Below are 10,078 nucleotides of genomic sequence, written 5' to 3'. Positions count from 1 at the left end.
CGGAACAACGGCGTTTGGAACAGCAGCGTTCGGGTCAACAGAGGTCGGAACAACGGCGTTTGGAACAGCAACGTTCGAGTCAACAGCGCTCGGGACAACGCTGTTCGGAACAAACGGCGCTTGGAACAACAATGCCACACGGCCGCCCTGGCTGAACGCATTTATTTGTTCAGCTTACAAGAGACGTTGGAAGACGAGCGAACCCGACCGCGGACGCCCGCATGAATGATTTGCACCGCGAGGCACTTCCCTCGTTTAGAGCGCTATGGTAAGGCGGCATGGAATAAAAATACATTCATTTGGACATTAGTAGAACATCCGAATGGGAAATGTATGTTCATGACCGACCGAAAGGGGCGCGGGGATTATGCGGGGCGATAGCGGACAGAGGCGGCGGGCGCGCCGGGCAGCCGCAACCGTATTGGCGGCGCTCGGCTTGTTCTGCGCCGGCGGATGCAGCGGCAAGGCGAGTGGCAGCGCTGCCGGAGGCGGCTATATCGTCGGCATTGACGAAGGCGGCGGAGGCATTCGCGTATTGTCCGCGGGCGCGGCCACCGGGATGGAGGCGGCGCCTGCGTCTGCTGCCGGCAAGCTGCAGGCCCGCTCGTTCGTCTCGCTCGCGGACGCCGCCTGGCAGTGGGAGCGATCCGCGCCGCCCGCCGCGATTCTGATCGGCGAAGCGTGGGCGCGCGCCCACGGCATGCCTAGCGACTGGCTGCGCCGGATCGGGCGGATCAGCGCGGGCAGCGGGCAGCCTGTCGCGCTCGCCGTCGTGGAAGGAACCGCGCAGCGGTTTTTGGAGCGGCAGGGCGGCACCGCGCTGGCCGCGCAGCTGAAGGAGCTGCTTGGCGGCTGGGCCGCTTCGCCATCCGTCTTCCCGGGCCGCCCCGGGGCTCTTGCGCCGGCCGAGGGCGACTCCGCGCTGCCCTTCCTGTCGCAAGCTGCGGCGGACGGCCAGCGCACCGTGCGCGCCGTCCTGTTTCGCAAGCGGCAATTCGCCGCAGTATTATCGCAGGATGAGGCGGCATGGATGGCTTGCCTGCGCGGCGGCAGCAGCCCGCTTACGCTCAAGCTTGCAGCGGCGGAGGCCGGAAGCCGGGGACAAGCTTCTCCCGCCGCGGACGGCCTAGTTCCCGCCCGCTGCCGCTGGCAGGCGGACGCCGGTGGCGGGCTACGCCAGCCGCGCTTCAAGCTGCGCGTAGCGCTTGAGGTGGAGCCACTGTCCCTGCCGAACGGGACCATGCCTTCGCCGGACGCGGTGCGCTCCGCCGCGGTGCAGGGCGTGCACGGGCTTCTCCGGCAGCTTCAAGCGCACGGCGCCGACCCGCTCGGATTGGGGCAGGCGCTGCGTTCCGTCTATCGGGGAGTATGGAACCCGGATCGATGGCGGGAAGCGTGGACTGCCGCCGAGACGGATGTGGAAGTACGCGTCAATATTGATGGAGGTGTTTGGAAATGAACCAACGACAGATACAAGGACCGGAGGCATCCGGTATTCGATACAGAGGTGCGGGAAAGGAGCGGCGAAATCAGTTCAAAGCCGGGCTGCGCCGCGCGCGGTGGGCGCTCATCGCCCTTATGCTCCTGCTTGCGCTGGCCGCCTGCCAATCGCGCCAGCCGGCCGCTGAGCTGGTGCCGGCCGCTTTCGGCGATGCCGAGAAGCAGGCGTTCACGGACAGCATGAAGGCTGCCGAGCTCAAGACGCTGTACGTGCCTCAGCAGATCGCCAAGGACGACAAGCTGAACCAAGTGCAGACGTCCGGCGTGGACAAAACGATGACACTAACTTTTCTGAAAATGGAGCTGATCGAGTCTCCTCGGGAGCTGAAGCCTGCGGGCGAGGCGGGAGAGGCCAAGGAAGTGAAGCTTGCGACCGGGACAGCCCGCTGGATGGAGGACGGCGGCAAGCCGACCCTATATACGAAGATGGGCGATACCTATATCGCGCTTCGTTCGCTGGACGGCTCGCTGGCCGAAAGAGACATCGAGGCGATTGCGGCGACTTTGGCTCCGCTACAATAGCGCGTTTCCCTGTTAGCCGCCGATGGCGAGCGATCCTTTTGGCATCGGTCGTCTCCTGCGACGCTACAAAATTCGATTCGTGGATACCGCCGACGAGCGTTCTCTTCGTTATCGCTCGTCACTTTCGGTGTCCGCCGCGGATGGGCGCCGAAGACAAGCGAGCTGACATTTGGCGGGCAGATCGCCGTCTTGCGACAAAATCTCCAAGGGGCGTTACCTTCGGCTGCAGTCCGCGCTGCTTCCGAGTAACGTCCCATGTTTTTTGACGCTGCAGAAAAAGTACGAAAGCAGCCCAGAGCGAATAGTTCAAGAAACCGCAGTATTCCGGGGACGAGACCGGAAGAATGGCTTAAACCAATGGCCTGCGTACAGGGGCATGGAAGGGCGGCCATGGCATAACCCGCGGCTCGCTTCTGGTAATCGCGGCAAACGCGGATAGCTTGCTGTTGGGTCACGGCAAAAAGCAAAGACGGGGGGTTGCTCGTTTCGCTAGTCTCCGCTTGGTGGTGGCTTTCGCTAACGCTTGCCACAGAGCTAATTTGCCCCCAAATTTGTCATTCTAAATTCTAACGCTTGTCGGCTGCCTTAATCTGCATATTGGGGCACCGAAATTAGCGTTTTTGACAAAATAGCGTTGCTTATTTTCGTTACAGTTTCAAAAGCGCCCGATTCATCAAAATAGCGTTTGTCACAAGCGTTAGAGAAGATGTTGCGATCCGGAAGGAGCCATAAGGCCTTGCCTGGCCCGCTTTTAGCCTCGGTTTAGGCTGGCTTTCAGGCCATGCCTTGCAGTTCGAGTTTCGATAACGGCCTGCCAAACGGCCAAACCGCGTCCGCCCATCAGCAAATGTTGTATTTTGTACAACAAAAACGGGGGATAACTCGCACTAGCTGCTAAATGTTGTATAAAATGCAACATTTCGGACGATATTCCCGGGATTGCAGCGAATCAAGCCCAAATTGTTGTACAAAATGCAACATTCCCCCTTCTCTTGTGCGAAGGATACGGAAAATGTTGCATTTTTTGCAGGATTTGCAGCCACATGTGCCTGGGTGCCGTTTGGGAGGGGCCGTGCTAACGCGGGGTTCGCATGCAACCGAGGAGCAGTAGCGTGCTAACGCGGGGTTCGCATGCAACCAAGGATCAGCGGCGCTAGCGCGGGGTTCGCACGATACCGCGAAGCTCGAACGCAAGCGCCGAGTTTGGGGGCTGCCGGCAAGGGATCGGTCGCTGCCCGGCTGAATATCGGCCGAGTCCGGCTGAGTAATCGACCACAATAAAGTAACCGCTTACGCAGCAAAAAAAACCTTGCCGAAGGCAAGGTTAGGTTCAGCCTGCCTAAAAACCTTCAGCAGGCTTTTACTGTTCCTCCGCTTCCTTCTCCGCCTGCTTGCGGTGAGCGATGCGGCTGCTGGCGGCGGCGGCGATCGCTCCGACGATGTCGTCGAGGAAGGTATGCTTTCGCTTGCCCGATTTATCGTTCAGCCGGCTGATGATGCCCGGCTTCGTCTTGTCGATATAGCCGAAGCTGGTCAGTCCGATACTTCCGTACACGTTGACGATGGACAAGGCCAAAATTTCGTCGCAGCCGTACAGCCCCTCGTCATGCTCGATCATCTCCTGCAGCGGGGAATCGAGCTTGCCGGCTTCGGCCAGCTTGTCGAGTTGGATGCCGGTGAGCAGCGCATTTTGCACCTCCCGCTTGGCCAGAACCTGCTCGACGCTGTGCAAGCATTCCTCCATCGACAGGTCGTCGTAATAATCCTTTTGCAGAATATAAGTCAGTTCGGCGATGTCCATGAGCTGGACGCCGCGGCTTGCGAGCCAATCTGCGGCCGCTTCGGCTACTTTGCGGCTATTTAGACTGTAGGTCATAGATCGAAGCCTCCTCTTGTCTAGTTCATAGGGAAGCGGACATTCATTCCCCGTATAGAGCATACCGGTTTTTGCCATGACGCTTGGAAGAATACATCGCCGTATCGGCCATATGAATCAAAGCATCGGCCGTGCTGGCATCGCACGGGTATATCGCGCCGCCGATGCTGCAGGTGACCTCGATATACCTGCCGCTCAGCTCGAAAGGCTCGCTTAGAGCGGCAGCGATGCGCTGTATTATTTTGACCACATCCTTCTTGTTTTCAAACTGATCGAGCAGCACGACAAATTCGTCCCCGCCCATTCGGCACACCGTATCCGGATCTCGCAGCGACCGGCGCAGCCGCTTCGCGGCGGTCTGCAGCAGCTCGTCGCCGGCAGAGTGTCCGTGTTGATCGTTCACCCGCTTGAAATCGTCCAGGTCCACATAGAGCACGGCCAGCAAACGATGGTGCCTCTTGGCAGACAGCATGCTCTGCTGGAGCCGGTCCATCAGCAGTCGGCGGTTCGGCAGCCCGGTGAGCGGATCGGAATAGGCCAGATGGGTGAGCTGGAGCATCTGTTCTTTATAAGCTGTAATGTCATGAGCTGCCAGCGCGCCCAGCATCGGGCCGTCCGAAGGCATCAGCGCGAACAGCCTGCCTTTGAGCCAGAGCGGCTTTCGGCCCGGCGGCTGAATCCGGAATTCGAGCTCGGCAGGGCAGCCCGAACGAAACAGTTGGAGCGCGGCGCCTGCCAGACCGGCGGCATCGTCTTCATGGACGTAGTCCGTCAGCATCGGGGCGCGGCCTGCGGAGTGTTTCTCATTCCCCGGCTTGTCCCAGGCCGGAGAAGCGTACACCGGGGCCAGGCTTTCATCGAAGACGAGCGCATAATCGCCGCTGCTGCCAAACCATTGCTGAAACCACTCGTTGTCCTGCAGGCGGGGGTAACGATTGTCCAAAGCTCACATCACCTCATGAAAGGAACAGCACAGACTTTATTACGCTATTATACGCCTTTCGCCCACCCTTGGACAAATCTTAGTCATAAACTTGTACAGACGCCGTATACATAAGAGTAAAACCGGACAACACCCGAATCAAGAACGCTACTCTTAAGGAGGAAAAAATCTATGAAAGCAGGCAAACTGGCAAAATGGGCCGCCGTCACGGGCATCGGGCTGATGCTGACCGCCGGCTGCTCGGTACTGGAACCGAAGGAACAATCGCAACCGATCGATCCTCCGCAATCCGGCGCGGAAGGCGCCGCGGCGAACGTCCAGCCGGTGAGCGCGGCCGTCGCCAATCCGATGGCGGTGACCATCTACGCCAGAGACGAGAGAGGAATGCTCGCGCCGATCGCCATCGAGGTGGAAAAAACGATGGAACCCGCCAAGCTTGCCTTGGAATATATGGTTGAGGGAGGCCCGGCCGAAGGCAAAATTCCGGCCGGCTTCAGCAGCGTCCTTCCTAAAGGGACAGTTGTCAAGGGCATTAATATCGTCAAAGATCAGAAGCTGGCGATTGTCGACTTCTCCAAGGAATTTACCGATTACAACATTCAGGACGAGCGAAAAATATTGGAGGCGATCACGTGGACGCTGACCGCATTTCCGTCCGTGAGCCAGGTGCAGCTGCGCGTCGAAGGGGCGGCTCTGAAGGAAATGCCGCATGACGGCACGCCGCTGGACAACGCGCTCACCCGGGCGATGGGCATCAATCTGGAGAAGCCCGAAAGCGTCGAGGTCGGGCAATCGACGCCGGTGACGCTTTATTTCTTGAGTCAAAATCAGGCAGAATACAAATACTATGTCCCGGTAACCCGGCTCATCAAACGCACCGATAATCTGGAGAAGGCGGTTGTCGAGCAGCTGATCGCCGGACCGGACGAGAGGAGGGGGCTGACCGCGGTCATGACCCCGGGCTCAGAGCTGCTCGAGGTCAAGAAGGAAGCGGACATCGTGACGGTCAATTTCTCCGATACGATGCTTGGGCCGGATAAGAAGGCGCCGGCCGAAGCGCTCAAGGCGGTCGTCCTGTCGCTGACGGAAAATGCGGGAGTCGAAACGAAAGTGCAGATTCTTGTCAACGGCGAAGCCAAGGTCAGCGCCACAGACAACGAAAATTATGCGAAGCCGGTAACCCGTCCGACCACGGTCAATCCGGTCAAGCTATAAAGCGCAGGAACAGCATCATCCTGCCCCCGGTTCCGCAAGCGGCGCTGCCTGCCGCCGGAGCCGGTTCTTTTTTTGGACGGGAAGGCCGCCTGGAAGTCGGAACGGCTCTCTGATACAATGTACTGTGTTGATGTCAAAGGAGGAAACATTTGCTGATGAGAAAAGACGGAAGAGCTTACGATCAGGCCCGGCCTGTATCGATTACGACGAATTATAACAAGCACGCCGAAGGCTCGGTATTGATCGAAGTGGGGGATACGCGGGTCATTTGCACGGCTACCGTAGAGGAGAAAGTGCCTCCGTTTATGAAAGGGCAGGGCCGCGGCTGGGTCACTGCCGAATATTCGATGCTGCCGCGGGCGACGGCCGTGCGCAACCAGCGCGAAGCCGCCAGAGGCAAGCTCGGCGGACGAACGATGGAAATTCAGCGGCTGATCGGCCGCGCGCTTCGTTCGGTCGTAAACCTCGAGGCGCTCGGCGAACGGACGATCACGCTCGACTGCGACGTCATTCAGGCCGACGGGGGAACGCGCACGACCTCCATTACAGGCTCGTTCGTCGCGCTGGCGATCGCGGTGGACAAGGTGGTCTCGGAGAAGCAGCTCCCCGTCTTCCCGATTACCGATTTTCTCGGATCGATCAGCGTCGGCATCGTGGACGGCATTCCCCATCTGGACTTGAACTACCAGGAGGATTCCGGAGCCAAGGTCGATATGAACCTGGTCATGACCGGCGAAGGCAAGTTTGTCGAGGTTCAGGGGACCGGCGAGGAAGCTCCTTTTTCCCGCCAGGAGCTGGACCAGCTTCTGGCCTTGGGCGAATCCGGCATTCGCGCAATGATCGAAGCGCAGAAGCAGGCGCTCGGACCGATCGCGCAGCGGATCGGCGGCGGCTCCACTGCCGCGCTGGGAGGGGCAGCGCATGTCCAGGCTCGGAGCTGAAGTCGTGATCGCCACCCGCAATGCGGGCAAGGTGAAGGAATTCGCGCCGATCTTCGAAGCCAAGGGCATGGCCGTCAAGAGCTTGCTTGACGTTGCCGGCATTCCCGACATTGCGGAGGACGGAGCGACATTCGCCGAGAATGCGCTGATCAAAGCCAGCTTTACGGCCAGATATCTGGGCGTCCCGGTGGTGGCCGACGATTCCGGCCTGTGCGTGGACAGGCTGGGCGGCGCGCCGGGCGTCTATTCGGCCCGCTATGCGGGCGAGGGCGCCGGGGACGAGGCGAACAACCGCAAGCTGCTTGCGGAGCTCGCCGCGGCCGGGGGAAGTCCGCCCGCCGCGCCGCACGGCCTGGCAGGCGGCATTCAGCCGCTCAGCACCGCCAGATTCGTCTGCTCGATCGCGCTGGTGGACGCTTCCGGCGAGCTTGCCGCTCAAAGCGAAGGCGTATGCGAGGGCTGGATCTTGTCCGCGCCGCGCGGCGCGGGCGGATTCGGCTACGATCCGCTGTTTTACGTGCCGGAGCTTGGCCGGACGATGGCGGAGCTGACCGTGGCGGAGAAAAACCGCATCAGCCATAGGGGGAAAGCGATCGAGCAGCTATGGAAGCTGATTTGAGCAACTGTCCCCGCAGATGACGGGAACGACAGAAGGACGGCTCTGCGCATAGACCGCTGCTATGCGAGGCCGTCTTTTTTATAAGGAATATTATAAGGAATAGGAATACGCAAAGCTTCCGGCATTTGTCCTCCATAAAATATAGAGATGAACGGCGGTTCATGTTCTTTTCGCATGCGGAGATCTTTCCGCGCCGCGAATCAAGGAGATTAGCGCACGACAATGCGGTATTGACGCAGCCAGGTATCCACCTGAGCCAAATAGGCGAACAATTGGGGGCCTGTCATCAATTGGCCGAACCAGGGGAGGTTGAAGCGGCCCTGATCGTCCTCCGCGAGCCGGCGAATTTTGGCGGCGTCGATGAACTGAAGAATCGGCGAGGACGGATCGTTCAAGATGTCCAGCACCCATGTCCTGACCGCGGCCAGGTAGTTCGGATTGTGCGTTTTCGGATATGGGCTTTTTTTGCGGGTCAGCACGTCTTCGGGCAGCACGCCGCGCAGCGCTTTGCGGAGTATGCCCTTTTCGCGGTCTCCGGCCGTCTTGATTTCCCACGGAATGTTCCAGACGTATTCGACAAGCCGGTGATCGCAGAAGGGGACGCGCACCTCCAGCCCGACCGCCATGCTCATCCGGTCCTTGCGATCGAGCAGCGTAGGCATGAACCGGGTGATGTTCAGATAGGACATCTCGCGCATCCGGTTTTGCTGCTTGTTTTCGCCGGCCAGCCGGGGCACCTCGCTCAGCGCCTGGGCATAGCGGTCCTTCACGTACTGCTCCGGCTTCACCCAGTCGACCAGATCGGGGGACAGCAGGCCGACCCGCTCGGCAGTGGCGAGCGCCCAAGGGAACGTATCTGCGTTCAGCGCCTCTTCGCGGTGAAACCACGGATAGCCGCCGAAAATTTCATCCGCCGCTTCCCCGGAGATGGCCACGGTGGCGTTGCGCTTGATTTCCCGGCAAAACAGATAGAGCGACCCGTCGACATCGGCCATGCCGGGCGTGTCGCGGGCGGTCACGACGGTTTTGAGCGAATCGACCAGCTCCGGCGTGTCGAATTCGACGTAAGTGTGCTCTGTGCCCAGATATTCGGTCATTCGGGCGATCCACGGCTTGTCAGCGTTCGGCTGAAAGGCGTTCGCTTTAAAATGCTTGTCGTTGTCCACATAGTCAACCGAGTACGTATTTAGCGGCCCGAGCCCGGACTCCCGGTAATGATGGGCAGCGAAGGTCGTCAAGGCGCTGGAGTCGAGCCCGCCGGACAGAAGCGTGCAGATCGGCACGTCGGAAACGAGCTGGCGGCGCACCGTGTCGCTCAGCAACTCGCGAACCTTCTCCGCCGTCGCATCGACATCGTCCTCATGCGGCCGGCTCTCCAGCTTCCAGTAAGTCCGCACGTTCGCCCCGCTGCGGTCGACCCGCATGCAGCAGCCCGGCCTCAGCTCCTGCATATTGCGGTAGATGCCGTGGCCGGGCGTGCGGGCAGGGCCGACGGCGAATATTTCGGCCAAACCTTCAAAGCCGATTTCCGCGGGGAAATCCGGATGGGCAAGAATCGCCTTCGGCTCAGAGCCGAAAAGCAATCTTCCATTCATATACGAGTAGAATAGCGGCTTGACTCCGAGCCGGTCCCGGGCCAAAAACAGCGACTGCTCCTCGTCATTCCAGACCGCGAAGGCAAAGATGCCATTCAATCGGTCGACGCAGGCCTTTCCCCATTCGATATAGGAGACGAGCAGCACTTCCGTATCGCATGTCGTCTGAAACGCATGGCCGCGAAGCTCCAGCTCGCGCCTTAGCTCGGGGGCGTTGTAAAGCTCGCCGTTATATACGATGACGTAGGTGTTCTCGCCCGCCTTTCGGCTCATCGGCTGCGCTCCGTTCGCCGGGTCCATGACGCTGAGCCGGCGATGGCCGAGCGCGCAGTGCGGGGTAATCCATGTACCGGATGCATCGGGGCCGCGCGGAGCGAGCGTATCCGTCATATGCTCGAGAACGGACGGGTACTGGGTCAAGTCTTTGTTCCAATCAATCCACCCCGTTAATCCACACATTAGCCTTCATCCCTTCCCTTGAAGAATGCCCGCGGCTGACAGGCCGGTTCCACAGTGACAGCATGATGATAAAGGGTATGCGATAAGAAGGCGCATAATGTCTGTCCGCCCAGGAACAAGCAAAAAAAGGCGATAGTGTAAAATCTCTGTGGGTGTAGGAATTGGAAAAAGCGGATATAGAAAAAGAGCTTCTCCCTTGGTAAAGTGATGTTTGCGCACAACACACCAAGAAGGAGGAAGCTCCTGTGAGCCACTTTACCACAACAATGCCGACGATGAAAGAGATTGAGCAATGGATTTTCCGGAAAATGCAGGAGGAATTCGCTCGTGCGATGAAGCAGGTACTGGAGGCGCTGGATCAGCAGATCCTGGAGCAACGGGACCGAGAGCGTTATCGAGTAAAGGAAG

At 59.6% G+C, this 10,078-nt stretch carries 9 protein-coding genes; 6 read left to right on the top strand and 3 right to left on the bottom strand.

What is annotated here, in order from left to right; all coding sequences use genetic code 11:
- The first annotated feature begins 367 nt into the window (after positions 1–367).
- Together F591_RS0101345 and F591_RS27105 are read left to right on the top strand one after the other, a co-directional pair.
- On the top strand, positions 368–1,459 hold the full coding sequence (locus F591_RS0101345; RefSeq protein ID WP_019532783.1) for a Ger(x)C family spore germination C-terminal domain-containing protein: 1,092 nt from the start codon (positions 368–370) through the stop codon (positions 1,457–1,459).
- The gene (locus tag F591_RS27105; protein ID WP_019532782.1) at positions 1,456–2,022 is read left to right on the top strand and encodes a hypothetical protein; all 567 of its coding nucleotides are present in this window, start codon (positions 1,456–1,458) and stop codon (positions 2,020–2,022) included. The genes F591_RS0101345 and F591_RS27105 overlap by 4 nt, the downstream gene beginning before the upstream one ends.
- Positions 2,023–3,382: 1,360 nt before the next feature.
- On the opposite strand, the gene F591_RS0101335 is transcribed toward F591_RS27105, so the two are convergent.
- Positions 3,383–3,898 (bottom strand): phosphatidylglycerophosphatase A family protein, encoded by a 516-nt coding sequence (locus F591_RS0101335; RefSeq protein WP_019532781.1) that lies wholly within the window; start codon positions 3,896–3,898, stop codon positions 3,383–3,385.
- Positions 3,899–3,941: 43 nt separating this feature from the next.
- A complete protein-coding gene (locus tag F591_RS0101330; protein ID WP_019532780.1) occupies positions 3,942–4,841 on the bottom strand; it encodes a GGDEF domain-containing protein in 900 nt (299 codons plus the stop codon).
- Between the two features lie 171 nt (positions 4,842–5,012).
- Between F591_RS0101330 and F591_RS0101325 the strand changes: the two genes are divergently transcribed.
- The 3 genes from F591_RS0101325 (at position 5,013) to F591_RS0101315 (ending at position 7,616) form a co-directional block, all read left to right on the top strand.
- On the top strand, positions 5,013–6,056 hold the full coding sequence (locus tag F591_RS0101325) for a GerMN domain-containing protein (protein ID WP_019532779.1): 1,044 nt from the start codon (positions 5,013–5,015) through the stop codon (positions 6,054–6,056).
- 155 nt (positions 6,057–6,211) lie between these two features.
- Positions 6,212–6,997 (top strand): ribonuclease PH, encoded by a 786-nt coding sequence (rph, locus tag F591_RS0101320; protein WP_040740776.1) that lies wholly within the window; start codon positions 6,212–6,214, stop codon positions 6,995–6,997.
- Positions 6,978–7,616, top strand: a complete 639-nt coding sequence (locus F591_RS0101315) for an XTP/dITP diphosphatase (protein WP_019532777.1) — start codon at positions 6,978–6,980, stop codon at positions 7,614–7,616. The genes rph and F591_RS0101315 overlap by 20 nt, the downstream gene beginning before the upstream one ends.
- Before the next feature lie 209 nt (positions 7,617–7,825).
- Here the strand turns inward: F591_RS0101315 and asnB are convergent, their stop codons facing one another.
- Positions 7,826–9,670, bottom strand: coding sequence for an asparagine synthase (glutamine-hydrolyzing) (gene asnB, locus F591_RS0101310; RefSeq protein ID WP_026326300.1), 1,845 nt, complete (start codon positions 9,668–9,670; stop codon positions 7,826–7,828).
- A gap of 245 nt (positions 9,671–9,915) precedes the next feature.
- On the opposite strand from asnB, the gene F591_RS31150 reads away from it, so the two are divergent.
- Positions 9,916–10,078: UPF0236 family transposase-like protein (locus F591_RS31150; RefSeq protein ID WP_211217553.1), on the top strand; the 163-nt coding region annotated here is incomplete at its 3' end.

The sequence above is a fragment of the Paenibacillus ginsengihumi DSM 21568 genome (genome assembly GCF_000380965.1).
Classification (GTDB): Bacteria; Bacillota; Bacilli; order Paenibacillales; family NBRC-103111; genus Paenibacillus_G; species Paenibacillus_G ginsengihumi.
Note: the sequence above shows the minus strand (reverse complement) of the source record. Positions and strands in the feature narration are given on the sequence as shown.

Excerpts from the sequence above, each read along its gene's own strand:
- F591_RS0101335 (WP_019532781.1), bottom strand. The coding sequence starts at position 3,898 with ATGACCTACAGTCTAAATAGCCGCAAAGTAGCCGAAGCGGCCGCAGAT.
- F591_RS0101315 (WP_019532777.1), top strand. The coding sequence starts at position 6,978 with ATGTCCAGGCTCGGAGCTGAAGTCGTGATCGCCACCCGCAATGCGGGC.
- asnB (WP_026326300.1), bottom strand. The coding sequence starts at position 9,670 with ATGTGTGGATTAACGGGGTGGATTGATTGGAACAAAGACTTGACCCAG.
- F591_RS27105 (WP_019532782.1), top strand. The coding sequence starts at position 1,456 with ATGAACCAACGACAGATACAAGGACCGGAGGCATCCGGTATTCGATAC.
- F591_RS0101325 (WP_019532779.1), top strand. The coding sequence starts at position 5,013 with ATGAAAGCAGGCAAACTGGCAAAATGGGCCGCCGTCACGGGCATCGGG.
- F591_RS0101345 (WP_019532783.1), top strand. The coding sequence starts at position 368 with ATGCGGGGCGATAGCGGACAGAGGCGGCGGGCGCGCCGGGCAGCCGCA.
- rph (WP_040740776.1), top strand. The coding sequence starts at position 6,212 with ATGAGAAAAGACGGAAGAGCTTACGATCAGGCCCGGCCTGTATCGATT.